The sequence below is a fragment of the Streptomyces sp. AK08-02 genome, from assembly GCF_033795085.1.
GTDB lineage: Bacteria > Actinomycetota > Actinomycetes > Streptomycetales > Streptomycetaceae > Streptomyces > Streptomyces echiniscabiei.
The window spans coordinates 338,246-364,854 of sequence record NZ_JARAZV010000010.1 but is presented as its reverse complement, the minus strand read 5'-3'; the positions used below and the strand labels follow the sequence as shown (position 1 = coordinate 364,854).

Genomic DNA, 26,609 nt, shown 5'->3' with positions numbered 1-26,609 from the left:
GCGAGGTATGCGGCGTCTTATACTGGCGCCCCTCGGCCGCCCTTTTTGTCCCTCATATTCCCCTTGTTCACCGCCGCGCCGAGCGGAGACGTGCCGAGCGGAGAAGCCATGCCAGACGCCAACACCCCTGACCGGCCAGGGCCGTTCGCGGTCTTCCTCACCACCTCCGAGAACCTCGGCCTCAGTACGACACTGCGCAACGTCGCCGACATCCTCGCCGACACCAACCGCAGCGTCCTCCTCGTCGACGGCCGCTCCGGCGAACCCGGCGCGAGCGCGCCCCTGCCCCGCCCCGAACCCGGCCGCGTGCACACCGCGACCGCCCCCGGCGGCCCCGCCCTGGCCGCGCTCGCCGAGGACCCCGTCGCCGCCGCGTACGACCATCTCCTCGTCGAGGCCCCCGTACCGGACGCCTCCGAGGAGACGGAACCGGTGCGCTTCGCCGCGGACGCCGACACACTCGTCGTCTGTTTCGCGATGACAGCATGGTCCATCGACGGGGCCGCCGCGCTCGCCGAGGACCTGGTCGTCCGCCGGGGCGGCCGGCCCGTGCGGCTGCTCGCCCTCGGCCTCAAGAGCGACATCGGCGTCCACGACCGGCTGCGCGACTCCCGCGAGCGGGTGCGCCGGAAGTTCGCCCCGGTCGCCGCCGCGCTCGGCGGGACCGACGCGCCCTTCCTCGATTTCCTCGAGATCCCGTACAACCCCCTCTACCAGGACAGCCTCAGCCTCGCCGTCGAGGCGGAGGACGTCGGCACGATCAGCGGACTGCGCCCCTACTACGAGCAGCTCGCCGACTGGCTGCGCGCCCGCCGCGCCACCCGTCTCACCGACGTCACCGTCGTCCACTCGGCCCGGCACGCCCTGTGGGCCGCGTGGCTGCGCGACCGGCTCGCCCTCAAGGGGGTGCGCACGGAGCTGCGCCGCGCCGACACCTACGCAGGTGAACGCCCCGACCCCGGCGCCGCGTTGCTCTTCCTGTCGCCCGACGACGCCGACGACACGCTCCTCGAACAGATCGGCGCCCTCTCCCACACCGACGTCCGCGTCCTCCTCGTCGACGAGCCGTTCCCGCACACCGAGGCCGCCCACCACGAGCGGATCGACCTGCGCGACACCACCGAGGACCAGGCGCTGCGCCTGCTGTACACCGGCCTCGGCCTCGGCGCGCCCGAACCCGGCGGCAGCGTCGGCGGCGCCGGGTTCCCGCGCCTGCCCGAGACCACCAACGTGGGGACACGCGACAACGCCTTCGTGGACCGCGCCGCGCTGCTCGGCACGCTGCACGAGGAACTGCGCGGCGCCGCCCGCGACGGCGCGTGTCTGGTGCTGCACGGCCCCAGCGGCTGGGGCAAGAGCGACACCGCGCACGAACTGTGCCACCGGGTCGGCGCCTCGTACGACGTGGTGTGGTGGGTGCGCGCCTGGGAACGCACCCGCGTCGAGCGCGGCCTCGGCCGGCTCGCCGGGCGCCTGGGCGCGCCCGAGGACCGGGTCGGCACCGACGGCGACGGCATCTCCCGGCTGCTGTCCCGGCTCTCGCGCACCGATGCCGAGGCGGACAGCTGGCTCATCGTCTACGACGGTGTCACCGACCCCGCCGAGCTGCACGGCCTGCTGCCCGTACCGCACGAGCGCGGGCACGTCCTCATCACCGCCCGGACCGCCCCGGCCGGCAGCGACCCCGCCGAGGACGTACGGCCGCCGCATCTGCGGCCCCTCGGCATCGCCCCGATGGACGCCGAGGAGTGCCGCGCGCTGCTCGCCGAGAAGGTGCCGGAGATCAGCGAGCGGCAGGCCCGGCAGATCGGCAGCGTCGTCGACTCGGTCCCGCAGGCCCTGCACCTCGCCGCCCACTGCCTCGCCCAGCGGACCGCCGCGCACCGCCGCGACGACCACATGAACCAGGACGCCGCGGTCCGCGCCGCCGTCGGTGACCTCCTCGCCGAGTACCGCGCCTGCAAGACCGAACTGCTGCGCACCACCGACGCGGTGTCCCCGGTGGCCGTGATGGTGCGGGTCGCCCGGCGTGTCGTACGCACCACGCCCGGCGCGCTCGCCTGGGGCGCCGAGAGCCCCGAACGCGACGCCGTGGGCTGGCTGCTGGGCGCCGCCTCCCTGCTCACCGGCCGGGGCATGGGCCTGGAGCTGCTGCGCTCGCGCCGCATCCTGTCCGAACTCGCCCGTGACGACGAGTCGTCGACGCCCGCACCCGCGGGCACCGAGGTGCTGCTGCCCGACGAGCACATGGTGAGCGTCGCCCTGTGGGCCCTGGCCCAAGTGGGCCTGCTTGACGTCGACTTCGACCGCACCCGGCAGCCGCTCGTCCAGCACCACGGGCTGCGCGACCTGATCCGGGCCGACATGGACCCCGCCGAACGCGCGCACATCGAGTCCGTGCTGCGCAGCGTTCTGTCCGAACACGCCTCGCAGGGATCGGACCTGCCCCCCGACTGGGCCCGTGAGGTGTTCTCGCTGCGCCTGTGGGAGGACCCCCGGCCACGCGTGCGCCGCTCGCTGCTGCGTCACCTGGGCGCGCTCAGCCAGCGTGCCGAGGCCGCCGACCTCGACCGCCTCCTCGACATCGCCGGGCAGGCCCGTGAGCAGTGGCGCGTCGACGACAGCGACAGCGGCGACGGCACCGACGGCAACGGCGACGACGGCAACCACGGTGACGAGCAGTCCCCCGAGTACCTGCGGCTGCTCAACTTCGTCGCCCGCGCCCACCGGCTGCGCGGCGACTACGACCTCTCCCGGCAGATCGCCCAGGACGCCCTGCGCGGCCACCGCCGGCTCCTCGGCATCACCCACCCGCGCACCCTGCTCTCCGCGGACTCCTACGCCGCCACGCTGCGCGCGCTGGGCCGCTTCGACGACGCCCTGCTGCAACTGCGGCCCGTCCTCGCGGGCCTCACCCTGCTGCTCGGCCCGCAGCACCCGGCCACCATCCAGGCCGAGCACAACCTCGCCCTCACCGAGGCGCTGACCGGCCGGGTCGCGCCCGCCCTGACGGCGATCCAGGACCGCTTCCGCTACCGCCAGGCCGTCGGCGGCACGGACGACCCCGTCGCCTGGAACGCCTCCGAGCTGCTCGCCTACCTGTACCGCGCCGCCGGACGCGACGGCGAGGCCCGTGACCTGCTGCGCCAGAAACTGCGCCGGCACGGCGACAGCTGGGACCTCGTCCGGCTCCGTACCGAGGTCGGCCTCGCGGTCAGCGAACGCCGGCTCGCCGACGGCTTCCCCGCCTTCAAGGACCCCCTCTACAGCTACGAACTCGCCCACGAACGCGACCTGCGGGCCCTCGGCCTGTACGTCGACCGGTTCGGCCCCGACCGCTTCGACACCGTGCGCTGCCGGTTCAGCTACGCCGCCGACCTGCACGCCCTCGACAAGGTGGAGGAGGCCGAACAGCAAGCCCGCCAGTGCGTGGACAGCCTCGCCCGCTGGTTCGGGCCGGGGCACCCCTACACGGGCGTGGCCCAGGTGCGCCACGGGGTCTATCTGCGGGCCACCGGCGAGCTGCGGCTGGCCGAGGAGGTCGGCCGGGGCACGCTCAACCTCCTCACCCACAAGCTGGGCCGGGCCCATCCCTGGGTCGCCGTCGCGGAGAACTCCCTTGCCGCCACGCTCGCTTCGGCGGGCCAGGCCGAGGAGGCCGTCGAACTCGCCCGCACCGCCCTGGCCCGCCTCGGCGACCTGGGCATCGCCCACCGGGTCGGCGGCCGCCGGGTCGCCGCCCACCTGGAACGCCTCACCGGCGTAGACCCCACCCGCCCCGTCCCACCCTCGGGCTACGACATCGACCTGGAACTCCCCGACGTATGACCCACCCACCACCCAGCGAGAGGTGAGCACCCGTGGCAGCCCCCGTACCGATCCGGAGCACCACGCTGAAGGAGTCCCACTGGACTTCCAAGCGCCACGGACTGATAACCGCGCTGTGCGAGGAGACCGTCGCGCGGACGCCCGCGATCCGCTCCCTGGCCCACTACAGCAACGGCATCCTCGACTTCGCCGTGCTGAGGGCGGACCGTGCCCCCCTCTCCAGTCTGGTCACGGAGATCGGTGACGACGCGCACAACGAGTCGCTGCCCGGCTCCAGGCTGCTGCTCTGCGTCCAGGACCTCGGCGCGGTCCTGCGCCCGCTGAAGACCGGCGAGCTGATGCGCACGGTTCTCGCGGGCGCGCGTGCCGGTCTGTGGGGCGGCCGGGCCCGCCCCGACGAGTTCCTGGCGGCGGTGACGGACGTACCCGACGGCGTGCCCGACATGGACGAGGCGATGAACGGCCTCGTGACCCGTATCCGCACCGAAGTGCACGGGCTGCCCGACGAGTTGCTCGGCGGCGACGCGCAGGCCAAGGCCCATCTCCAGAGCGGGGAGGCACCGGCCGGCCCCCATGTCGACTTCGGAACGGCCGCCGCCCCCGACACCGTGTACGAACAGCGCCTGCGCGACCTGTGGCGCGGCCATGTGAACACCACGGACCTCCAGTACGCGGGCTACTACCGGGACTGGACCCTGGTCTGTGTCGGTGACGTCTTCGACAGCCAGGAACTCGGCCCGCGCTTCATGGACGTCAGCGTGCGCACCCGGCGGACCGCCTACCGCGACCTCTCACGCAGCCTGCGCGGCCATCTGATCCGCCTCAAGGACGCGCTCGACCTGATCGCCCCGCCCCCGGGCGGCGGCGCCTCCGTCGAACGGCTCGTCCTCGACGTCCAGGAGGGGGCGGTGTACGTCCACTGGACCTCCCCCCGCGCCTTTCTCCTCGGCGTCACCCTCGACCAGCGCCAGGTGGGCAACGCGGAACGGCGGCTCGCGGGCCTCGCCCGGACCACGGGCGGCGTGACCGTACCGCCGCCCCGCTGAACACCCGTAGGGGCTAGGCCCTGTCGTCAAATTCCCGTCTGCCCGGCGACGACGGGAATTTGACGACAGGACCTAAGACACAGCCGGAGCGCTCAGCGTCCCCCACACCTCCTCCGCCAGCACCTCCACCGTGCGGGCCGGGGTCAGCGGATGCTGGTGCTCGGCGTTGCCCAGCAGATGCACCGGCAGCACCTCGACCGCGCTCTCGTACTCCCGGCAGATCCGGCGCAGTTCGCTCAGCTGGACCTCGGTCGGCGTACCCGGCGTCGTCGCCCGGGCCCAGGTCGCGACAGCGCCCCGGAAGTCCTCCGTCAGCGCCCGCACGAGTGTCGCGCAGCCCAGCACGCTCAGCTCCGCCGCGCTCGCCGCCGTCCGCCGGTTCATGGTCCGGCCGGCCACCCGCCGGGTCACCGACTCCAGCATCGCCAGCGCGTCCCGGAACCGGCGCCACACCGGGCCCGGCAGCTCCTCGGCCGGCTCCGCCCCGGGGACCGGACGAACGGCCTCTGCCACCTCTCGCGGCACCCCTGACGCGCCCGGACGCACCTCCAGCGTCATCGCGGCCAGGTTGCGACGCATCTCGTCCAGATGGGCCGTCTGCTGCGCCAGGTTCCGGCGCATCCGCTCGCCCAGTTCGGCGAGATCCTCCTCCCGGCCCTCCTCCACGAGCCGCCGCTCCAGCTGCAGCAGCGCCTCGTTCACCTTCTTCGGGAACCCGCCCTGGCGGTACACCAGCGGGCGGGAGCCGATCGACCGGCCGAGCCGGTCCTGCATCGCGTGCGACACCAGCCCGTTGACCACCAACAGCGCCTCGAACCGCCCCGGCCGCACCGCGCCGCGCAACCCGTTCACCTGGGTGACGATCCGTTCGACGTCGTCGGCGAGGAGCAGGGAGCGGGCGTAGACCACCGCGATGTAGGCGTTCGGCGCCGGCGACAGCCAGTACAGGACCTCCTCCCGGCCGCCCGCCGAGCGAGTGAGCCTCGCCGGCACGGGATCACGCGAGGCGATCCGCCACTGGCCCAGGTCCAGGGCGTCGTGCACATCGCCCATGACCCGCTGGTAGGACACCCGCTCGTGCAGCTCCCTGACCGCCCTGAGCATCGTCGCACCGGGCACCCGGCGCACCACGGGCTCCCCGCTCGCGTCATCCGCCGCCGCGGACTCCTCGCTGAGCTGCCAGGCGAGCCGGGAGGTCTTGAGCACCTCGCGGGGCACGCCCTCCGTCAACTCGTGGAGCAGGCGCAGGGCTTCGTCGTCGAAGGGCCCGGTGGGCGGCGGTTCCTCGCCGGTGGCCACGCCGGTCGCCTCGTCGCCCGTGGCCAGATACCCGGCCACCAGTTCCCTCGTACGGTTCTCGTCGAGCCCCGTCGGCCACAGCTGCACCACCCGCTCGTGCACGCTCTGGCGCAGCGCCCGCAGCCCGTCGGGCGAGGTGCAGAACACCAGCAGACCGCCGAGGCTCGTATAGATGTTGATGAGGCGTTCGAAGGCGTCCATGAACGCCCGCCGGTTGGCGTCCGGCCAGTCCAGCACCTTCTCCAGCGAGTCGAGAAGCAGGACGTACGGCCGTGAGACCCGGCCGTGCAGAAAGCCCTGCACTGCGAGCGCGTCGAAGACCCGGTCGATGCCGGCCGCGAGGTCCGGGTGCTCGCCCGCGGGGCCGATCGCCTCGATGATGCCCCGCTCACGCAGTGGTTCGGCGGGCTCCGCGCCGTTCAGCCAGTTCCACACCATCCGGTTGAACGGCGGTTCGAGGAGCAGGGCGAGCGCGGTGGAGAACCTGCGGTGCTCGGTGACGTCGCCCAGCCTGCCGCGCAGATCGGCGTGGATCACCTCCGGGTCGTAGCGCAGCGCGGAGACGACCTTGTCCGGGTCGAGCTCACGGCGCAGCAGCCCGGCCGCGATGTCCTCCAGGGTGCCGCGACGCGGGTCGTCGTCATCGGTGCCCACCCAGCCGGCCGTCACATACGCGTAGTAGTCCCGTACCAGCTCCTCGAAGGACCGTTTGCCCTGCTCGGTGTCGCCGGGTCCGCGCAGCCGGTCGCGGTAGAGCCGCCCCATGTCCTGCGCCGGTTCGTCCACGATCCAGGTCGCCGCCTCGGGGTGCCGCGTCTGCATCGTCTGGTAGGTCCGGCGCAGGGCGTGACTCTTGCCGAGGCCGAAATCACCCACCAGGGCGATCGCCCGGCCTCGCCGGCCACCGGCGGCGGGCGGCGCGAAGTAGTCGTCGACGAGCGCGTCGATGTCCGCGATCAGCGGGGTGTCGATGTGGGCGTTGCCCGAGTTGGCGGCCCGGACCCGCGCCTCCCCCAGGTCGGACGAGGGCCCCAGGCGCACGACAGGGATCAGCGGGAAGGGGTTTCGGTGCCAGGTGTGTCCACTGGTCGGCGTCACGTCGGCACTCCTCGTGTGTCCGGTGTCGGCCTTGGGAGCGGCTAGCGGGGAAGCGGGGACAGCTGTTCGGTTCCTGCGTACGGGTTCCTGTGTACGGGTGGAACGCGCGCGTCGGGAGTCCTACGGCGAGTCGGGTCTGAAGTCGTCGCGGGTCAGGCCCGCGAGGTCGAGGCCGGGCGGAGTGAGCTGAGTGGCGGTCACCCGCACCCGGCCGTCCGCGAGTCGCTGCCGCTCGGCGATCCGGAAACACTGCCGGCGCAGATACCGTACGTCGGCGTCGCGCCACGGGTCGGAGTCCGGCTTCGGGCCCTGGACCTGCCCCGGAATCGCGGGCGGCGGCGCGTCCTCGCGGTCGGGATGGCCGCCGCGGGCGGCCTCGGTGAACTTCACGGTGTCCTCCGTGGCGAGTGAACCGAGCGAGAGAAGGGTGACCGCCGTTTCCCGGGGCAGCCCCGCGATCACCTCGCGCGCTGTGTTCCGGTCCCGGTGACTCATCTCGACGAACAGTACGATCCGGCTCTGTGCGTGGCTCAGCCAGGTCTTGAGGAAGTTCGTCCGTACCTCGCCACCGGCGTCCCGCCAGTCGATGTGCGGGACGATGGCGAACAGCAGACTGTTCTGCTGGACGAGCAGTCTGCTGATGCCCCTGAACGCCGTGCGGATGTCGTCCCCGGTGATCGACGGGTCGAGCGGTATCCCGGGAAACTCCGCCTCCAGGGTCTCGACGAGCTTGTTGCGTATGGCCGCGTTGATCTTCGTGGTGCTGGCGAAGTGACCGCTGCCGTCCCAGCTGACGTCCTCACCGCCGTTCACGTATCCCCCGGCCATCGCCACGATGGGACGCGGCGCGAGATGGGGCCGCTGCTGCTCCCTGAACTTCCGTGCGAGCTCCAGGAAGTACTCGTGCGCCCGGTGCACACACCGGTGGATGAGGGTGGTCTTGCCCATGCCCACGGGGCCGGTCACCACGACCAGGTGTCCGCCCACGTCCGGCAGCAGCAGTCCGGTCAGCTGGGCCCGGAGACATTCCTCGAACAGGTCGAGCTGCTCCCGGGCGTGGTCGACGTCCACCCACTGGTGGACGTGACTGCCGTCCTTCCACGGCACCAGCGGATGGTCGTCCTTCGGCCGGGCATGCCCCGCGGGCAGCAGGTCCCTGATCTCCGGCAGGAAGACGCCGAACGGGTTCTCGTCGTACTCGTCCTGCTGCACGGTCATTCCGCGTCCCCCGTCCCCGCTGTCCCGGCGGGCGCCGGCCGGTTTCGGGCCGTGCGCCAACTCCAGTACAGGGAAGCACGGTTGAGCTCGGCCAGGGAGCGCAGCCAGCCGTTCACGGACTGCTGTTCCCGGTCGGCCGTACGAGTACGGGTCTGCGAGTCGGGCAGGTACCGGCCGGCGGTCCGTGGCAACGGCTCGGCCAGCGGCAGCCCGTCGGCGAGCCGCTCGGCCGCCGCACGCCGGGCCGGGGGCTCGGGCACCCGGGACAGCACGAGAGCCAGCGCGTCCCGGGTGGCACGCACCGCCGTGTGGTCCGCCCGCTCGTCCTGCCGGTAGTCGGCGAGGTACTCCCGTACGGCCGCCCGGTAGGCGCTCTCCGCCGCCCCCAACTCCTGCCGCAGCGCACGCCGTTCGGACTGGCCGCGTTCGTAGGACTGGCCGCCCAGGGTGAGCAGCGCACCCGCCAGGAGCAGCGGCAGCTGCTTCAGCAGGGCCACGAACCAGCCGTCCTCGCCGCCGCCCCCGCCTTCCCGCGAGGCCGACGCGGGGGAGTCCGACTCGGCGGCCATGAGCGCGGTGCAGGCCCGCCCGAAGTCCTCCTCGTGGACCTTGGCCCACCGCTCCGGCGAAACCCCGACGTCGGCCTTCAACAGCCCCAGCCTGACGGCCGCCGTGAGCAGGTCGGCGCGGTGGACGGGGTCGAGGCAGTACACCAACTGGGCATCCCGCTCAGGGGAGTCGGCGCCTCCGGCGGCCGATGCGAAGGCCGGCGCGCTGCCGGTGGCCAGCAGCAGGAGAACCGCCCCGGTCGCCGCTCGGGACGCGTGCCGTGTGCGAGGCCGGCGGCCCGGGGGAGCGGCGGCGCGAGTGCTCCGGGTGCCCGTGGTGCTCCGGACCGGCGGCCGGGTGCCGTCGCGGGACACCCCTCGCACCCCTGATCTCCTCGCCTGCCTCATCAGCGTCTCCCCCGTCCGGTGCCGGCACTTCACACGCCTGCTGCGTCTCGTACGTCTTGCATTCCCCGCGGTCGCCGCCTGTCCCACATTTCCGGGCCGCCGGAACTCCGCACTCCGCGGCGCCCCGACTCCGGTCACACGACCGAGCGTTCGTCCTCCGCCCGCTGGTCGTACGGAGAGTGACGCTCGGAGCCGGAGGAGGGTTCCCGGTGGGCCCGCGCCCGCCGACGGCGAGGCGGACGAGCCAGCAGCGCCTGCGAGGTGCCGTACAGCAGGTTGACGGTGATGACGGCCGGCCCGACGGTCGCGACGGTGCCCGGGAAGTCCCGCTCCAGGGTCAGGGCGATCAGCACGGCCGTGATGCCGTTCTGCTGGCCGAGGCCGAGCGCGATCCGGTCGCCGCGCTCCAACCCCCTGACGAACAACGGCAGTACGACCAGTGCCACCACCGCCTGCGCGGCGAACGCCGCCACCCCGAGCACGAACCCCGGCCACAGCCGCACCCCGTGCGCGAGCAGCAGCCCGAGCGTCAGGAACGCGGCGAGGAACGCGCCGCCCACCGCCCGGCCGACCGCCTTGTCCAGCACCGTGGCACGCAGCACGAGACCGGCCAGCGCCACCGCGAGCATCAGCTGGTTCAGCGCCGCGAGCACCAGCATCGCCCCGACGAGCAGCACCGCGCCGCCCGCCTTCGTCCGCCGGACCGCCACGACGTCCGGCAACCGTGCCGCCGCCCGCCGCCCGGCCCACCACAACAGCACCACGGCGGCCAGGAGCACGGCGTTGAAGAGAAGCCCGGTCGCGTAGTCGCCGCCCGCTCCCCGGCTGATCTCAGGGGTGCCCGCGTGCCCCGCCGCCGTATAGGCGTACCCCGCCAGATACAGCGTCAGCAGGACCGTCATCGGGTCGTCGAACGAGGCCCACGCCGTCAGCAGGGACTGGGCGCGCGGTGACATCCGCCCCCTGCCGGTCAGGGCGGCCACCGACAGCGGGTCGATCTGGGCGACGGCGATGCCGAGCACCAGGTACTCGGGCCGCCCGAACACCAGCACCATCGTGCCGGCGATCAGCCCGGCCTTCAGGACCACACCCAGGGTGACCGCGGCCACCACACCGGGCAGATCGGCCCGCAGCGCCCTCAGATCGATCGAGTACGTGCTCCCGTACAGACCGATCGCGAGGAGCAGCGCCGCCCCGAGCACATAGCCGTCGGAGCCCACCAGCGCCGAGACGTCCACCACCAGACCGGCCAGCACGCCCACGGCCAGCAGGGCCGCCGCGCCGAGCACGATCCCGGGGACCACCTCGGGCAGCCTTCGTAAGCGGGCGCGCAAGGATGTCCCCATGGCCTTGTCCCCCCTCCGCTCCGCCCCGCGCGCTGTCCGACGCGACAGAGACGTTCCCCTGGCGGTACGGGTGTGACCGCCTGTGGGGCAGGTGAATGCTAGGGCCTGCCGTGAGAAAGGGGTGCTGGTGCCGAGGGAAAAACCGCTCACCAGCCTTCCGCCCGACTCGTCGACGCCCCCTGGCCGGTACGCGACCCGACGGGCCGGCGTCGTCGCCGTCCCGCCCTGTTCCGTCCGTCCTGTCCTCACGATGCCCGGCGGAAGGCACCCGTGAACCCGTTCGGGTGCCCTGGCCGAAAGCCAACGTTCCTTTCCAGCAGGGTATTTGACGCCCGTAGACTCCCCCGGTGACAAAGGTGACACGCGACGACGTCGCCAGGCTCGCGGGAACTTCCAGCGCGGTCGTCAGTTACGTCGTCAACAATGGCCCCCGGCCCGTCTCCGCGGAGAAACGCCGACGCGTTCTCGAAGCCGTCAGGGAACTCGGTTACCGGCCCGACCGGGTGGCCCAGGCCATGGCCAGTCGCCGTACGGACCTGTTGGGGCTGATCGTTCCGGACGCCCGTCAGCCATTCTTCGGGGAAATCACCCATGCGTTGGAACGCGCCGCCGCCGACCGGGGAAAAATGGTGCTCGTCGGCAACTCCGATTACCAGGAGGAGCGCGAACTCCGTTACCTTCACTCCTTTTTGGGGATGCGGGTGTCGGCGCTCATCCTGGTGAGTCTGGGGCTCGGTGACCGGATCGCCGCGGAGCTCGACGCCATGGACACCAGGGTCGTGCTGATGCACGAACGGTCCGCGTCCGTACGTAAGTTCGCCGTGGTCACGGACGATGTCGAGGGTGCCGGGAAGGCCACCCGGCATCTCCTCCAGCACGGCCACACCGCCGTGGCCTGCCTGGGCGGTCCCGAGTCGGCTTCCGAGGCCGGCGATCCCGTCGCCGACCATGTCGAGGGCTGGCGCAAGGCGATGGCGGACGCCGGCCGCCCCACCGACGGGCTCCTCTTCCACGCCCCCTACAACCGGTACGACACCTACCGGGCCGCGCTGCGCGTGCTCGCCGCCCCCGACCGGCCGACCGCCGTGTTCTGCGCGACGGACGACCAGGCCATCGGCCTGCTGCGGGCGGCCCGCGAGCTGGGCGTCGACGTACCGGGCGACCTGGCCGTGGCGGGCTTCGACGACGTCAGGGAGGCCGCGATGACCGACCCGCCGCTGACGACGGTCGCCTCCGACCGCGAGGCGATGGCCCGTAAGGCGGTGGACATGGCGCTCGATCCGGACCTGGACACGGCGACGCCCGGCGAGACGGACCGCACCCGCCGTTTCCCGTCCCGCCTGGTCGTCCGATCGTCCTGCGGCTGCCCGAACCCGGACGCGACCCACGGATCCCTGGCCTGACCGCCTGACCGCCGCCGAACACCGTCGGCCCCTTGCCGTGGAAGGCCGACCCCTTTATTGTTTGGCCTCAAATGAAAAGTCGGCCCTCGCTGAGCCGCTGCTCTTCGCGTCGGCGTCGCAGTCGGCGTCGGCGTCGGCGTCGGTAGCGGTACCGGCGTCGAAGTCGGCACGGAGAACGGAGTGCGTACGACCATGACCGCGACTCCTCGTATGCAACTGGTCCTCAGTGAGAACTGGACCATGACCGGCGGGCGCGTCGACCTGCCGCTGCTCGTGCGCTGGGCCCGGGAGGCCGAGGACGCCGGATTCGACTCGGTGATGCTCAGCGAGCACATCGTGCTCGGCCCCGACGCCGGCGTGAACGGCGTCATGGGCAACCCGCGCGACTGGGCGCTGCCGGGCAACCAGGACCCGTACCTGCCCTGGCCCAACTCCCTGATCCTGCTCGGCGCGATCGCCTCGGTGACCGAGCGGGTCCGGCTGGCCGCGTCGGCGGTGATCGCCCCCTTGCGTCATCCCCTGCTGCTGGCAAGGGAGTTGGGCACGCTCGACCTGCTCTCCGAGGGCCGGCTGATGGTGCTGCCCAACGTCAGCTGGAGCCGGGACGAGTACGACGCGCTCGGGGTGCCCTTCAACCGGCGGGGACGGCTGCTGGACGAACACCTGGAGATCTGGGCGAAGTTGTGGGGGCCGTCGCCGGTGTCCCACGAGGGCGGGAACTACCCCTTCGAGAACGTGTACTTCGAGCCCAAGGCGTATCGGGCGGACGGTCCCCGGCTCTGTTTCGGCGGTGCGGGGATGCACGCGGCGATGGTGCGACGGCTGGTTCGGTACGGGCACGCCTTCAATCCGCTGGGGCGGCCCACGGCCGAGGAGATGGGGATTCTCGGGGACGCGATGAAGGAGGCGGGGCGTGACGTCTCCGAACTGGAGATGATCGGCGGGGTGCGGGTGGTGTTCCCCGACGACCGGTCCTGCGCCGATCTCGGCGCGGCGCTCGCCTCGGTTCCCGAGCAGATGGAGCTGGGGTTCACGACGTTCTGCGTGAAACCCTCCCAGTTCACCGATGATCCGGACGGGGTCGGAGAGTTCTGCCGCGAGGTGATGAGGCGGGTCGAGAGGGGAGTGTCCGCCGTGTGAGGCCGCCGGGTTCGTACAATTTGGTGCCGAACGACATGGTGTCGTGGGAGGGGATGTGCCGGTGACGCAGCGACCGATCGTCGAGACCGAGCAACTGGTCAAGGCCAAGCTCGGCGACATTCCGATCCGGCACGAGCAGATGGCCGTCGTCGCGAACATCCACCGGGCCGCCTCCGCCGTGCGCCAGCACGTCGAGAACTCCGTACTGCGGGGAGCGGATCTGACGTGGACCGGGTTCGTCGTGCTGTGGGTGGTCTGGATCTCCGGGGAGACCGAGACCCGGCTCGTGGCCGAGGAGGCCGGGATCTCCAAGGGGACGCTCACCGGTGTGGCCCGGACCCTGGAGGCGCGTGGGCTGGTCCGGCGTATCGAGCACCCGTCCGACGGGCGGCGGGTGCTGCTCGGGCTCACCCAGGAGGGCGAGGCGCTGATGCGGACGCTCTTCCCGGACTTCAACGACGAGGAGGCGTTCGTCGCCGCGCCGCTGAGCGCCGAGGAGTGCCGGGCCACCGCGGACGCGCTCCGCAAGATCGTCGTCCAGGTCCAGACCCACGGCGAGGACCGCAGACTGGAGCTGCTGGACGGCGCCGAACCCGCCCCGCGCCGCAGCGGACGACGCCCCAAGAGCTGACCCCTGACGACCGGCTCCGACCCCGACCCCGCCCGCCCGCCTCCTGCCGCTGAGAACTCGCCCTGTCGTTGAGAAGTGGAGAACCCCGTGCGCGCCCTCGTCATACATCACGACCATCTCTCGCTGTCCGGTCCCGTCGGCGACCGGATCACCCAACTCGGCTACGAGATCGACGAGTTGCTCGTCGTACCGGCCCAGCGGTACGACAGCCCCGGCGTGGGGTTCGACTTCCCCGACCCGGCCGGCTACGACCTGGTCGTACTGCTCGGCGCGCCCTGGTCGGTCTACGACAGGGCCTCGGTCGCGCCCTGGATCGACGGCGAACTGGAACTGCTGCGCACCGCGTACGCCGCCGAACTGCCCGTGCTCGGCATCTGCTTCGGGGCGCAGGCGCTCGCCACCGCCCTCGGGGGGAGCGTCGAGGCGGCGCCCCGGCACGAGATCGGCTGGACGGCCGTCGAGTCGGACGTGCCCGGGCTGATCCCGGCGGGTCCCTGGTTCCAGTGGCACTTCGACCGGTTCACGGTCCCGCCCGGCGCGGTGGAGCTGGCGCGCAGCGCGGTCGGTCCGCAGGCGTTCCGGGCCGGACGGGCGCTCGGGGTGCAGTTCCATCCCGAGCTCGACGAGGAGACCCTGCTCCAGTGGCTGGACGCCGGCGGCCGGGCCGAGGCCAGGGCCCACGGCGAGGACCCGGAGCGACTGCTCGCCGAGACCCGGGCCCGGAGCGAGGAGTCACGGCAGCGGGCGTACGACCTCGTGGACGCCTTTCTCGCGGGGATCGCCGGGGTGGCGACGGACCCGGCAGCGGCTGGGCGGGAACGCGCGGCCTGAGAACCTTCGGTGCTCCGATGAACGTTTACCGGCGAATACGCGTCGTAGCGGTAGTCGGTACTCGTTCGTTTGTTCAGGGGGATCACCATGGCTTCGGTCCGATTGCTGTCGTCCGTCGTGCTGGTCGGGGGGCTGATGTGCGCGGTCGTCGGCTGTGGAAAGGACTCCGGGGCCTCGACGCCGGGGCAGGGCTCGTCGACGGCCCCGCCCACCCCCTCCTCCTCGTTCTCGTCGTTCGCGGAGTCCTGGAACGAGCCCGCCTCGTACGTCTACACGCTGACGTCGAGCGAGGGGGAGCGCAGCCTCGTCGGCACGTTCCGGGTGACGGTGCGGGACGGGAAGGTCGCCAAGGTGGTCGGGCTCGACGAGAGCGGGCGCGGCGCGGTGCGGCGGGCGCCGGAGGAGGTCCCCACCATCGGCGGGCTGCTGGACCAGCTGTCCCGCGCCCACGACGAGGGCGCGGACACGGCGGAGGCGGAGTACGCGCCCGACGGGCACCCCGTCCGGATCACCCTGGACCCGGAGGAGAACGCGGTCGACGACGAGCAGACGTATGTCATCAGCGACTACCGGCCGCAGCCGGTGCCCGTGGGGTCGAAGGCCTAGTTCTGGGCGTCGTGGTCGTTCAGGTCCTCGAAGGTGCCGCCGACCTTCTGGCGCAGTGACTCCTGGAGCTTCGGGGGCGCGCTGATGACCCACTTGGTGCCGACCAGGTACTTGCCGCCGTAGATGGCCGCGCTGTCGAGCCAGATGAGCTTGTACTTCTCCTCGGGGAACGTCGTGATCAGGTAGTCGCCGTCGGCCGTGTGGCAGACGCCCTCGCGCAGTTCCTTCGCGTCGGTGCGGATCGTCACCTCGCAGCCCGTCAGCTTGGCGATCACCTCGACCTTGGCCGGCGCGACCACGGCCGCCACGGGGGCGGGCGGCAGGGACTCCGACGCGGACGGCGACGCCTTCTTCCCGGAGTCCGAGCCGGAGTCCGACGTGCAGGCGGTCGTCAGGGGGAGGGCGACGGCCGTCAGGAGCGCGGCGAGCGCGACGGCCCTGCCGGGCGATCGCCGGGGGTGCTGCTGGAACACTGCGCTTCTCCAGGTCGGGTGGTACGGCGGACGTACGACTCGACAGAAGGTACGGGCGGGCGGTGGGCGGTGTTCACAGCCAGCCGTTGCGTTTGAAACCGCGGTGCACGAAGAAGCAGGCGGTGGCGATGACGGTGAGGACGAGCGGGTAGCCGTAGCGCCAGTGCAGCTCGGGCATGTGCTGGAAGTTCATCCCGTAGATCCCGCAGACCATGGTCGGTACGGCGACGATCGCGGCCCACGCGGTGATCTTCCGCATGTCCTCGTTCTGGCCGACGGTGACCTGCGCGAGGTGGGCCTGGAGGATCGAGTCGAGCAGGGCGTCGAAGGCGTGGATCTGCTCGGTGGCGCGGATCAGATGGTCTGACACGTCCCGGAAGTAGGCCTGTATCGCCGGCTCGATGTGCGGCATCGGCTCGGTGGCCAGCTGCTGCAGGGGCCGGCCGAGGGGCACCACCGCGCGCTTGAGCTCAAGAAGCTCCCGCTTGAGCTGGTAGATACGGCCGGCGTCGGCGGTGCGCGGGCTCTGCGGGGAGAACACGTCCGACTCGACCTGGTCGAGGTCGTCCTGGACGGCGTCCGTGACGTTCAGGTAGTCGTCGACGACATGGTCGGCGATGGCGTGCAGCACCGCGGCAGGCCCCCTGCCGAGCTGCTGCGGGTCGGACTCCAGCTCCTCACGCAGCGGACCGAGGGAGCCGTGCCGGCCGTGCCGGACGGTGACGACGAAGTCGGGGCCCGCGAAGACCATGATCTCGCCGGTGGTGACGACCTCGCTGGTCGCGGTGAGCTCCTCGTGCTCGACGTAGCAGACCGTCTTGAACACGGCGAACAGGACATCGCCGTACCGCTCCACCTTGGGACGCTGGTGGGCCTGGACGGCGTCCTCGACGGCGAGCGGGTGCAGCCCGAACAGTTCGGCGACCCGGGCGAACTCCGTCTCGGAGGGTTCGTGGAGTCCGAGCCAGACGAAGCCGCGGTTGTGCTTGCGGACGCGGGCGACGGACTCCTCGACGGTGGACGCGGTGGGCTGGCGTACACCCTCGCGGTAGATCACGCAGTTGACGACGGTCGAGCCGAGCGGTGACCGGGCGGGGTGACTGAGATCCACCCGCCGCCGCCCACGCCGAGCCAGGCGGGCCACTTTGCGCAGGCTGCCGACCATCGACATGCGGTTCGCTCCTTCTCCGGGTGCGGACAGTGTGCCAGGTGGAGGTGAGGGGGAGGTCAGGGGAGGTGTGGGAACCTCGCCCCCGCCGCCCCTCACCCGTTCCGTACCCGTGGGCTCCGCCCTCAGACCCGGCAAACGGGCCGAGACGGGCAAGCAGATGGGAAAAACTACTCGTTTCGGTTCCCGTCCATCCGGGCAGGGATCGGGCAGCACAGGGGGGAGGAGACGCGGCGGTGGTGTCTGACCATGTGCTGACCCCGGACGGGCGGCAATTGCGCGTCGAGGTCTCGGGAGACCCGCGTGGCCACCCTGTGTTCCTCCTGCACGGCATGCCCGGCAGCCGGGTGGGCCCCCGGCCCCGTTCGATGTTCCTCTACCAGCGCGGCGCCCGCCTCATCAGCTACGACCGCCCCGGATACGGCGGCTCCGACCGCAGCCCGGGCCGTCGGGTCGCGGACGTCGTGGGTGACGTCGCCGCCGTCGCCGACGCGCTCGGCCTGGACCGGTTCGCGGTGGCCGGGCGATCCGGCGGCGCCCCCCACGCCCTCGCCTGCGCCGCCCTTCTGCCGGACCGGGTGACCCGGGCCGCCGCGCTGGTCGGGCTTGCCCCGAGGGACGCGGAGGGACTGGACTGGTTCGCGGGCATGGCCCCTTCCAACGTCAAGGAGTTCCGCGCCGCGTCCACCGACCCGGAGCGCTTCGCGGCCCGCCTGATCCCGCGCTCGGCGGCCATCCGCAGCGACCCGGGAAAGCTGCTTGAGGAACTGCGCGGCGATCTCACCGACGACGACCGCTCGATCGTCACGGACACCGGGATGCGCTCGATGATGCTGCGCAACTTCCGTGAGGCGGTGCGCACTTCACCGTACGGCTGGATCGATGACTGCCTCGCGTTGACCGTCCCCTGGGGGTTCGATCCCGCGGACATCCGGGTGCCCGTCCTGCTCTGGCACGGCGGGCAGGACGTCTTCTCGCCGCCCGCCCACGGGTCCTGGCTCGCCGCCCGCATCCCACGGGCCAGGACGGTCGTCGACCCCGCGGCGGCCCATTTCGCGGCGGTGCGCGCACTGCCCCGGGCGATCGGCTGGCTGCTCGGCGACAGAATCACCTGACACCATCTCAAGCGGCCGCCGTTCAGGGTCGTTTGCCGAGAAACATTCTGACGGAGCGTCAAACGGCCAGTGGCTCCAGGTCCCGGTATATCCGCCGTTCGTCCGATGCCACCTGCGTGATGCCGTTCTCCTCGCCCAGCTGCATCCGCAGCTCCTTGAGGGATTCCTCGCGCAGTCGACGTGCCTCGTCCTTGCGGCCGAGGGCCGAGAGGGTGAGAGCGAAGTTGGTGACGATGCCCAGGGTCTCCGGGTGGTGCTGCCCCAGGACGGTACGCAGGACCGTGACCGCCTTCTCCTCCAGCGCGCACGCCTCCTCCAACTGCCCCTGATCCGCGAGCACGTTGGCATAGTTGACGCCGCAGAAGAGGGTGTGAGGATGCTGCTCGCCGAGCACTTCCGCCATGCGCGGCAACACTTGGTGGAACACCTCCTGCGCGAGCGCGATGTCACCGCAGCCCCAGTGGAAGATACCCAGGTTGTTGAGCGCGGCCTGGGTGTACGGGTGGGCCTCGCCCGGCACCTTCATGTACTCGCCCAGCGCCTCCCTGGCCACTTGGCGGGCGTCCTCGCGCTCGTCGGCCGCGAACAGGTCGGCGGCCATGTTGAGGTCGCAGGCCAGCGAGTCCGGGGTCGGTTTGGAGTACTGGGCGCGGTACTGGCCGCGGGTCGCCGTGGTGAGCCGTCGGGCGTCCTCGAACTGACCCGCCCGGCGCAGCGACACGGCCAGCGACTTGGCGCAGCGCAGGGTGCCCGGGAACTCCTTGCCGAGGAGGCGCTTGTGCTCGTCGTACGTCCGGGACAGCAGTGCGACGGACTCGGAGTAGCGGCCGACCTCGCGCAGGTCGCGACCGAGTTGCTCGGCGGAGGCCAGCGTGTAGGGGTGGTCGGGGCCGAGGACCTCCATCCGGCGGTCCAGGGTGTCCTGGTCGATGCCGAGGGCATCGCTGTAGCGGCCGACCATGCGCAGCGCGAGCGCCAGGTTGTTGGCGGCACTCAGGGTACGGGGGTGCGACTCGTGGAAGATCTGGCTGAACCCGTCGTGCGCCTCCCGGGCGAGATCCACCGCCGACCGGTACTCGCCGAGGGCGGCGAGGTCGCTGGCCAGGTTGGAGGTGGTGACGTACGTGTGCGGATGGGATGTACCGAGGACCTGGCGCTGGCGGGCCAGCAGTGCGGTGTCTATCTCGCGGGCCTCGACATAGCGTCCCTGGGAGCGCAGCACGCTGGCCAGCTGGCAGCGCAGGTAGAGGTACTGGACGTCGTCCTCGCCGAGCAACTCCGCCCAGTGGACGAGGAGTTCCTCGGCGCGGCGCTGGGCGCCGGGGAAGTCGCCGCGCTTCCAGAGATAGCGGACGCGGTCGATGAGCAGCCGACGGGTCGCGGAGTCGACGCAGTTGCGGGCGTCGGAGGCGGTGAGATGCGGCCAGATGACGGCGAAGCGCGGCCAGGTCTCCGGGTCGTCGATGGGCTCGTCGCCGTCCGGGCGGGCTCCGGCCAGCACGGTGTGGACGACGTGCCGGGCCTCCTTCTGCTCCTCCTCGGTCAGCTGGGCGCGGATCACCGCCTGCACCAGCCGGTGCACCTGGATGCTGTTGCTGACCTGGTCGACCTTGGCGAGCGCGAACCGCCCGATCTCCCGGATGACTCTCCCGAGCAGCAGACTCTCCTGGAGCGAGGCGTCGTACGGCTTCAGGGCGTCGAGCATCTCCTTGCTGTACAGGAGGTGCGAGGAGATCGGCTCGGCGGCGAGAAAGGCGCACAGCTGGAGCAGTCGGACCGACGCGGGAGAGCGTTCCTTCAGCCGGGCGATGGAGATGTTCCAGGTCGCGGCCACGGAATGGGGGTAGTCGGCGGGCTGGTTGAGGTCCAGTACGTCGGTGGTCTGGTCGGCGAGCTGGCGAAGGTAGTCGTCGATCGGGGTGGCCGTCTCGGCGAGCCAGGCCGCCGTCTGCTCGACCGCGAGCGGCAGGTCGCCCACCGCCTGCGCCACCTGGTCGGCCTCCCCGCTGCTCAGTCCCGAGGCCCGACGGGTGAGGTGTTCGACGCTCTCCTCCCGTAGGAACACGTCGATCGGTATGGCCGCCCCCTGCTGCGACCAGGCCTGGTTGCGGGAGGTGACCAGCACATGCCCGCCGCCGCCCTGCGGGATGTAGCGGGCCAGGGCCGCCGGGGCGTCGACGTTGTCGAAGACGAGGATCCACCTTTTCGTCGGCAGGCCCCGGGCCAGCATCTGTACGGCTTCCTGGCTGGCCAGCGTCATGTCCTCGCCGCCGGGCGCGCCGATGCGGGCGCCGAGTTCGGCGAGGGACGCGACCACGTCGTCCTCGTGCTCGGCCGAGGTCCACCACACCAGGTCGTAGTCGGCCATGAACCGGTGCACGTACTCGATGGCGACCTGGGTCTTGCCGACCCCGCCGAGCCCGAACAGCGCGAGCGGCTGCGGCACCATGGCGGTGGTTCCGCTGCCGAGCTGGTCGCGGACCAGGTCGAGGATGAGGCCTCGGCCGGTGAACGTGTTGTTGCGCTGCGGCACGTTCCAGATCGCCGGTGTCGAGCCGGGGAAGCGCGGGCCGGCGGTACTGGTGCTGACCGGCTGTCCCGGCAGATCGACGGCGCTCAGCAGCTTGAGGGTGCTCTGCGCCTCGTCGAGCCGGTAGAGGTCGACCGGGTTGTGGTCCAGGTGCAACGTGGGCTGCCGGAGTTCGTCGACCTTGAGCGGCACCATCGAGCCGGGCGTGGTGTCGGCGTCGGTCAGCGCACGCCAGACGGCGTCCGCGTACCGGGACTTCTGGAAGGCGTTGGACAGCAGGACGAGGGTGCGGGTCGAGTCGTCGGGGCGGGAGACAGGGCCGGTCGAGATGTCGTGCGACAGCACATTGCAGCCGGAGCGTTTCAGTACGGCCTCGATCCATTCCGCCCACATCCGGTTCTCACCGGCGTACGCGACGACGACGTCCATCGTGATGGCCAGCGGCCGGCGCCGCAGGAACGCGTCCCGGCAGCGCAGCCGGACGGACTCCGGGACCGGTGGCAGCGAGGTGACGGTGCCCTCCGAGATGACCGCGGTCAGCCGTTCGAACGCGGACAGCAGCGAGTTGGCGATGCCGCTCTCGTCCCCGACAGTGGCCAGGGTCTCCTCGTACGCGTAGTAGGGGCGGTAGGGAATCTCGACGTTTCCCCAGTAGGCCGCCATCTCCTCGGGACTGAGGTCGTCCTCGTCGAGTGCCTTGGGCAGCCCGTCGAACTTCAGCCGGGCCAACGCCCGTCCCGCGTCGACCTTCTCCTTCTCACCCTCGTCGATACGCATCGGCACGGGCAGTACCCGGATGCGGCGCTTGCGGTAGCCGTCCTGGACACTGCGAGCCACGGCGGCGGCGCCGTCCAGCGACTGGTCGCTGAGGGTGAAGCAGTCCACGAGGACGTCCGGCATCTGGATCGTGCAGATGTCGGCGTTGTCCGACAGCCCGGTCCGACTGTCGATGAGCACATAGTCGTACGACGCCTTCATGCTGTCGCGCAGCGCGTCCAGGAAGATCCCGCCGCCGAGCCGCTCGTAGAAGTTGTCCCACTCGAACGACGACACGGTCGCGGAGTACGAGCGGTCCTGGCGGCCCGCGGAGAGGAAGTCGAGCGAGCCGCCGGCCACGAACCTGAGGCCCAGGCGCTCAGGGGTGAGCGACATGGCGTGCTGTTCGACGTCCGCGTAGTCGAGGTGCCAGGGGCCGGAGCGCTGGGTTCCGGTGGTCGCGGCCCAGGCGTAGTCGTTGATGATGTCGATGACCCCGGTGGTCGCGGCCAGCGCGTTGGAGTCGAGGAACGGATGGAAGAAACGGTGCAGGCCGGGCGCCTCCAGGTCCCAGTCGACGGCCAGGACGCGCTTTCCGTTGGCGGCCAGGATCCACGCCGTGTTGGCCAGGGCCATCGTTCGGCCCGTGCCCCCTTTGTACGAGTAGAAGGTGATGATCCGTCCGTCCTGCACGGCCGTCATGCTTCTCCTCCGTTGTCGTCTCCCGCCTCCGGAAACGGCGGGTGGGTGGGGCCCATCAGGCGGGGCCTGGGCACGTGCGGGCCGGCGGGCGGGTGAGCCACCGCGTGCTTGAGGTACTGCCGGGTCGTGTGCGCCACGACGGCCGGCAGGACGTCGGTGAAGGCCTTGAGACTCGGTACACCGTTGACGGCCATCCGGCAGTCGGTGCGCCGCCCGCGGTCGAGGATCAGCGGCAACGTGCGCTCCAGCGCCGCTGTCAACTGCTTGCCCTCCTCGCTGTGGCACTGCAGGTCCGACCTGTTCCAGGGGACGATCGCGCTGATCCAGGGGCGGGCGCCGAGGTCGAACTTCCGCAGCCGTTCCTGGCGTTCGGCGTCGGTGAGCGCCCACCGGTCGACGAGCAGGATGCCGGGGCGGCCGGGCGGGGCCTTCTCGAGGTCGTCACCGGCGGCGTCCGCGGGCTCGTCGTCGTGATCCTGTCCGCCGGGGTCGTCATCGAAGGAGGAGATGGTGATCCGGTAGTCCAGCGACCGGATCAGTTCCTCGGCGAGCGCGGGCAACGGCCGGGTGCTTTCGGAGTGGTACGGGTTCCAGTCCTGTGCGTCCTCGCCGTACGGGCGTGTGTCGCGATGCTCGGGGAGTGTGTCCCGGGTCGGCGCGGCCACGGTCAGATGGATGCGCCGTGGGCCCTCGCCGCGAGGCTTGAACGCACTGGGGGTGGACTCGTAGGGCCGGGGCCTGCTGGCCGGCAGTGGTGAGTCGTGGGCGACCCGCACGATCCGCTGGGCGAGGTCGAGCACGATCTCCTCGTACTCGTCGTGCAGCCGCTTCAGTTTGATCAGCCCGTAGATCCCGTGGGCCGCGTACCGGTCCCCGTAGGTGGCCTTGTCGAAGTGGATGTGCCTTACGGAGTCCGGGAGTTGGCCGTAGTCGATATGCGTCCACATGGCCGGGACGATGGCGGGGACGTCCCCGGCGCCGGTGTTCCTGGCGCGCAGGATGCGCTCGTGGAACGCGAACCACTCCTTCCCGCACATCTCACTCGTGAAGTAACGAGGCGAGAACAGCGGCACGAATACCCGGCAGGAGGCGAGGTTCTCGCTGAGTTTCTCCGGCCAGCCGTCTCCGGAACGCATCTCCCGGTCCATGAAGCCCGCCGCGCCCGCGGGCAGATCGGTGAGCGCCATGATGTGGTCGCAGAGATCGGTGAAGAGTACGCGCACCCAGTGGTCGGGATCGCCTCCGCCCGTTCCCCATGCCGGTGTGTGCGCGTAACTGAGAAAAAAGTAGGGTCGGTTGTCCGACCTCTCTTCCCGTGCGGGTATGTTCACACGCCCCCCTGCCTGTTGACGATGCCCTCGCCCCGCCGACGGCGTCATCTGGCCGGACCAACAATGTGCCCGACGACTCGACCGTTAGTGCCGTTGGTTTCGCGTCATTCAGTGGTGATATCCGGACATCCGGTCACGTGCGAAGTCGACGGCGGTCCGTATCTCGACCAAAGTCGCTTTCCGCCCCGCCAGTTCCCCGAACTTGATCAGTTCTCCCGGCAGTTCGTTCCCCAGTGCGGCGAAGCCGCTGTCGTCCAGTGCGGTGTCCTCGTACGAGATCCAGTTGCCCTTCTCCCCGACGACGCACTCGTATGTACGCTTCGGCCGGGGCGGATCCGTCCGGTACTCGGCAAGATGGAACGCGCTGCATACCCCGAACCCCACGCGCAGCAACAGGACTTGGGCTCGCGCGTCATACAGCCGGGCGAGCGGTGATCGTTCCCCCAGCAGGCAGCGCGGGTCGTGGTCGTCGAGGAGTTCGGCGGCGCGCGGGCCGATGCCCGCCATCGACGTCTGTGGATGGGCGCTGCGCACGGCACCGGCACTGGTTCGAACACACTCGGCCAGTACTCCCATGGCAGCCCGGCAGGGTGCCGTGAGCGGCTCGAACGGCAGCATCGAGGCCTCGAACTCCGCCCGCTCTTCCTCACTCAGCCCGTGGGTCAGGGCCCGATGGGCCCGCGAGGTACGGGAGTTCTCCTGGGTGAAGGCGGGTACGACCAGGGTCCCGGCCGGGCCCAGTACGTCGAGCAGGGCGTCCCGCACCTCGGTGTCCCGCAGCCCGCTGCCCCGCAGGGAGGCGTGGACCATCAGGACCCCGCCCCGCCGGACACCCAACGTCCTCAACAGCAGGGAGAGTTCGCTGAGGTCAGGCACGCCGGCCCGTCCTCTCCCGCCACTCGTCCCACAGCTGACCGGCGAGTGCGGCGCCGGTCTCGGTGAGCTGCCGTTCCGGCTGCGCGGCCAACTCGGTGAGCGCCCGGTGGGTCTCCTTGAGGGCGACGGCCCGGCCGTCCGTGTCGGGGCTGCGCGCGGCGCCTCCTGCGGACACCGACGCCAGCGCCTCGCTCGCCTCGTCCAGCAGACGCCCGGCCCGGCTCCCGGGTACCGCCAGATCGGTCGTCTCCCGCAGCGCGGCAAGCCGCGCCAGCCTGCCCAGCCGGGGCAACTGACGTACGAACTCATCCGGTTCGGCGTCGATGGCGACCCCTAGGGCGCCGGGCGCGTGGCGGCCCAGCTGGACTCCGCCGCCCTTGGACAGGGGGGTCACGGTCGTGGCGACAAGGCAACGCGGATCGGTCCGCCAGCCGGGCAGCCGCTCGTCCAGCAGCACGTAGCACCGGTGGAGCAGCTCACGGAAGCCGTCCCACTCACCGAGGTCCAGCGGTTCGGCGGTGGGGGAGGAGAAGCAGTCGCGGAAGGGGTCGGCGTCATCGATCAGCGGCCCGCCGTCGCTCGGCGAAAGGCGTCGGAGAGGACGCCAGTGCGTACCGCCGGTCCAGGAACCGGCATCGGCGTCGAAGCGGACCCGCTCCCCGCCCTCGCCCCCGGTGTGTCGTACGAGGATGCCGTCCGCGTCCGTCGTGACCTCGACCCGGCAGGGGCCGGGCAGCTCCAGTGTGCCCAGGGTCGGCAGATGCAGCCGTGTGGCCGGATGCTCCCAGGTGAGTGTGACGGCGGCGCCCGCCTGTGCGGCGGCGGCCAGTACCAGCGGGGCGAGCAGCGCCGACTGGGCGGGACCGCCCCACGCGAGACGCAGCGCGGCACGTGTGTAGGGGTGCGCGAGCACTTCGTTCAGCCAGGGTGCGGTGCCGTCGGCGGCGTCCAGGTGCAGGAGTGCCTGCCAGGCCCCGGCCCAGTCGTCGTCGAGCGCTGCGCGGTCGTTCATGAGTCTCAACAGGTCACGCGTCAGCCCTTCCTGAGCGAAGGCGAGTTCGCCGATGTCATGGACGGCGGGAGTCAGCGAGCGCTCGGTGATGCGCTCCGCGACGCCCTCGACGAAGGCGCGCAGGTCCGCGCAGAACACGGATGGATTGTCGAAGCCCCGCTCGTCGCTGTACCGGTGCGCGTAGAGCCCGCCACCGCAGGACTCGACGACCGGGCACCGCCGGCAGGTCTCGCTCACGCCCTCGATACCCAGTTGTCGCGCCTGGACGCCGGGGTGTCGGGCGTACTCCTCGAAGCCGTGCTCGAAAACGTCGTACCCCGTGGCCGGTGCCCCGTCGTAGGCGGCCTTCAGGGAGTCGGCCTGTTCGATGGTGCCGTCGGTCTCGACGACCGCCAGTTCGGAGGGGGCCAGCCCCAGGGCCTCGGTGAGGCTGGGACCGCCGCGCAGAGTGCTGAGTACCGAGTCGAAGGTGCGCACCTTCATCGGGCGGCCCTGTTCCTCCCACCGGTCGAAGATCCGCAGCAGCCATTCGGCATACGGAGTCGGGGAATCCGTAATTCCGGGGGGCGGCGGACTGTCCCAGGTCGAATGTGGCAGAAGATAATCGATTCGGGGCGGTTCCAGAGCGGTGAGCGCGTCATGGACCGCGACCGGATCATTCTTGATGTCGACCGTGCAGAGCAGACCCATGTAAAGGTGCCGGTATTCGGGGGCGCGCAGTCGCTCGATTCCGGCCAGAACCTTGTCGTAACTGCTGCGTCCCCGACGGTCCAGGCGATGCCGATCATTGGCCGGACGATCGCCGTCGAGGGAGATTCCGATCTTCACGCCGAATTCCCGGAGGACCTCCAGTTGAGGCCCGTGCAACAGCATTCCATTGGTGTGCATACGGAGGTCGACGGTGGTGACGGGAGAGAGGATACGGGTGAGTTCCGCGCAGATACCGCGGAGGCGCCCGGGGCCCACGAGAAGGGGCTCCCCGCCGTGCAGAATGACCGAAACGGAATCGAGTCGATGCGACGTCACATAGGAGGACAGGCGTTGTGCGACGTGTGCGACCGTGTTCTCGGAGATCACCGTCGGCCGCGTTTTCCAGCTCTGGTCAGCCAACTCGTACATATAGCAGTGATCGCAAGCGATGTTGCATCTGCTATGGATCTTCAGGACCAGTTCCTGGATTTGAGTCACCCGGCATAGCTTACGGCTCCCCGAGGGGCTAAGGTGCCAACAACTCCGCACCGCAC

The 26,609-nt window shown here is 71.1% G+C and carries 18 protein-coding genes; 8 read left to right on the top strand and 10 right to left on the bottom strand.

What is annotated here, in order from left to right; genetic code table 11:
* Positions 1 to 108 precede the first annotated feature (108 nt).
* Positions 109 to 3,828, top strand: a complete 3,720-nt coding sequence (fxsT, locus tag PV734_RS22795; RefSeq protein WP_319093245.1) for an FxSxx-COOH system tetratricopeptide repeat protein — start codon at positions 109 to 111, stop codon at positions 3,826 to 3,828.
* A gap of 32 nt (positions 3,829 to 3,860) precedes the next feature.
* Positions 3,861 to 4,874 (top strand): hypothetical protein, encoded by a 1,014-nt coding sequence (locus tag PV734_RS22790; protein ID WP_319291302.1) that lies wholly within the window; start codon positions 3,861 to 3,863, stop codon positions 4,872 to 4,874.
* Positions 4,875 to 4,946: 72 nt separating this feature from the next.
* Here PV734_RS22790 and PV734_RS22785 read toward each other — a convergent pair whose 3' ends face one another.
* The 4 genes from PV734_RS22785 to PV734_RS22770 all read right to left on the bottom strand — a co-directional run bounded on the left by PV734_RS22785 (position 4,947) and on the right by PV734_RS22770 (position 10,791).
* Positions 4,947 to 7,271 (bottom strand): hypothetical protein, encoded by a 2,325-nt coding sequence (locus PV734_RS22785; RefSeq protein WP_319291300.1) that lies wholly within the window; start codon positions 7,269 to 7,271, stop codon positions 4,947 to 4,949.
* Between the two features lie 120 nt (positions 7,272 to 7,391).
* On the bottom strand, positions 7,392 to 8,489 hold the full coding sequence (locus tag PV734_RS22780; RefSeq protein WP_319291297.1) for a hypothetical protein: 1,098 nt from the start codon (positions 8,487 to 8,489) through the stop codon (positions 7,392 to 7,394).
* Positions 8,486 to 9,421 (bottom strand): hypothetical protein, encoded by a 936-nt coding sequence (locus PV734_RS22775; RefSeq protein WP_319291294.1) that lies wholly within the window; start codon positions 9,419 to 9,421, stop codon positions 8,486 to 8,488. The genes PV734_RS22780 and PV734_RS22775 overlap by 4 nt, the downstream gene beginning before the upstream one ends.
* Before the next feature lie 158 nt (positions 9,422 to 9,579).
* Complete coding sequence (locus PV734_RS22770) at positions 9,580 to 10,791, bottom strand: cation:proton antiporter (RefSeq protein ID WP_319291292.1); 1,212 nt, start codon at positions 10,789 to 10,791, stop codon at positions 9,580 to 9,582.
* Between the two features lie 347 nt (positions 10,792 to 11,138).
* Between PV734_RS22770 and PV734_RS22765 the strand changes: the two genes are divergently transcribed.
* From PV734_RS22765 to PV734_RS22745, 5 genes are all read left to right on the top strand, one after another.
* Complete coding sequence (locus PV734_RS22765) at positions 11,139 to 12,194, top strand: LacI family DNA-binding transcriptional regulator (RefSeq protein ID WP_319291289.1); 1,056 nt, start codon at positions 11,139 to 11,141, stop codon at positions 12,192 to 12,194.
* Positions 12,195 to 12,386: 192 nt separating this feature from the next.
* Positions 12,387 to 13,334, top strand: coding sequence for an LLM class flavin-dependent oxidoreductase (locus PV734_RS22760; protein ID WP_319291287.1), 948 nt, complete (start codon positions 12,387 to 12,389; stop codon positions 13,332 to 13,334).
* Between the two features lie 61 nt (positions 13,335 to 13,395).
* Positions 13,396 to 13,965: a MarR family winged helix-turn-helix transcriptional regulator gene (locus PV734_RS22755; protein WP_415924248.1), complete on the top strand. Its 570-nt coding sequence runs from the start codon at positions 13,396 to 13,398 to the stop codon at positions 13,963 to 13,965.
* 87 nt (positions 13,966 to 14,052) lie between these two features.
* Positions 14,053 to 14,796, top strand: a complete 744-nt coding sequence (locus tag PV734_RS22750; RefSeq protein WP_319093235.1) for a type 1 glutamine amidotransferase — start codon at positions 14,053 to 14,055, stop codon at positions 14,794 to 14,796.
* An 87-nt stretch (positions 14,797 to 14,883) separates the two neighbouring features.
* Complete coding sequence (locus tag PV734_RS22745) at positions 14,884 to 15,402, top strand: DUF6174 domain-containing protein (protein ID WP_319093234.1); 519 nt, start codon at positions 14,884 to 14,886, stop codon at positions 15,400 to 15,402.
* On the opposite strand, the gene PV734_RS22740 is transcribed toward PV734_RS22745, so the two are convergent.
* A complete protein-coding gene (locus PV734_RS22740; protein WP_319093233.1) occupies positions 15,399 to 15,875 on the bottom strand; it encodes a hypothetical protein in 477 nt (158 codons plus the stop codon). The two genes, PV734_RS22745 and PV734_RS22740, sit on opposite strands and share 4 nt — an antisense overlap.
* 73 nt (positions 15,876 to 15,948) lie before the next feature.
* On the bottom strand, positions 15,949 to 17,046 hold the full coding sequence (locus PV734_RS22735) for a magnesium and cobalt transport protein CorA (protein WP_319093232.1): 1,098 nt from the start codon (positions 17,044 to 17,046) through the stop codon (positions 15,949 to 15,951).
* Between the two features lie 236 nt (positions 17,047 to 17,282).
* Here PV734_RS22735 and PV734_RS22730 point away from each other — a divergent pair, with 236 nt between their 5' ends.
* A complete protein-coding gene (locus PV734_RS22730) occupies positions 17,283 to 18,158 on the top strand; it encodes an alpha/beta hydrolase (RefSeq protein ID WP_319291361.1) in 876 nt (291 codons plus the stop codon).
* A gap of 58 nt (positions 18,159 to 18,216) precedes the next feature.
* Here PV734_RS22730 and fxsT (PV734_RS22725) read toward each other — a convergent pair whose 3' ends face one another.
* Genes fxsT (PV734_RS22725) through fxsBH form a run of 4 tightly spaced genes read right to left on the bottom strand, consistent with a single transcriptional unit; the run spans position 18,217 to position 26,484 of the window.
* Positions 18,217 to 22,146, bottom strand: coding sequence for an FxSxx-COOH system tetratricopeptide repeat protein (gene fxsT, locus PV734_RS22725; protein ID WP_319291284.1), 3,930 nt, complete (start codon positions 22,144 to 22,146; stop codon positions 18,217 to 18,219).
* Entirely contained in the window at positions 22,143 to 23,525 is a 1,383-nt protein-coding gene (locus PV734_RS22720; protein WP_415924247.1) for a TIR-like protein FxsC, read from the bottom strand. The genes fxsT (PV734_RS22725) and PV734_RS22720 overlap by 4 nt, the downstream gene beginning before the upstream one ends.
* 60 nt (positions 23,526 to 23,585) lie before the next feature.
* Positions 23,586 to 24,353, bottom strand: a complete 768-nt coding sequence (locus PV734_RS22715) for an AAC(3) family N-acetyltransferase (protein WP_319291278.1) — start codon at positions 24,351 to 24,353, stop codon at positions 23,586 to 23,588.
* Positions 24,346 to 26,484, bottom strand: coding sequence for a radical SAM/SPASM protein FxsBH, inactivated beta-hydroxylase extension form (fxsBH, locus tag PV734_RS22710; protein ID WP_319291275.1), 2,139 nt, complete (start codon positions 26,482 to 26,484; stop codon positions 24,346 to 24,348). Before fxsBH ends, PV734_RS22715 begins: the two co-directional genes overlap by 8 nt.
* Positions 26,485 to 26,609: the final 125 nt, after the last annotated feature.

Coding starts and splice junctions, on each gene's coding strand:
- PV734_RS22780 (WP_319291297.1), bottom strand. CDS start 8,489: ATGACCGTGCAGCAGGACGAGTACGACGAGAACCCGTTCGGCGTCTTC.
- PV734_RS22770 (WP_319291292.1), bottom strand. CDS start 10,791: ATGGGGACATCCTTGCGCGCCCGCTTACGAAGGCTGCCCGAGGTGGTC.
- PV734_RS22760 (WP_319291287.1), top strand. CDS start 12,387: ATGACCGCGACTCCTCGTATGCAACTGGTCCTCAGTGAGAACTGGACC.
- PV734_RS22735 (WP_319093232.1), bottom strand. CDS start 17,046: ATGTCGATGGTCGGCAGCCTGCGCAAAGTGGCCCGCCTGGCTCGGCGT.
- fxsT (WP_319093245.1), top strand. CDS start 109: ATGCCAGACGCCAACACCCCTGACCGGCCAGGGCCGTTCGCGGTCTTC.
- fxsT (WP_319291284.1), bottom strand. CDS start 22,146: ATGACGGCCGTGCAGGACGGACGGATCATCACCTTCTACTCGTACAAA.
- fxsBH (WP_319291275.1), bottom strand. CDS start 26,484: ATGTACGAGTTGGCTGACCAGAGCTGGAAAACGCGGCCGACGGTGATC.
- PV734_RS22745 (WP_319093234.1), top strand. CDS start 14,884: ATGGCTTCGGTCCGATTGCTGTCGTCCGTCGTGCTGGTCGGGGGGCTG.
- PV734_RS22720 (WP_415924247.1), bottom strand. CDS start 23,525: ATGACGCCGTCGGCGGGGCGAGGGCATCGTCAACAGGCAGGGGGGCGT.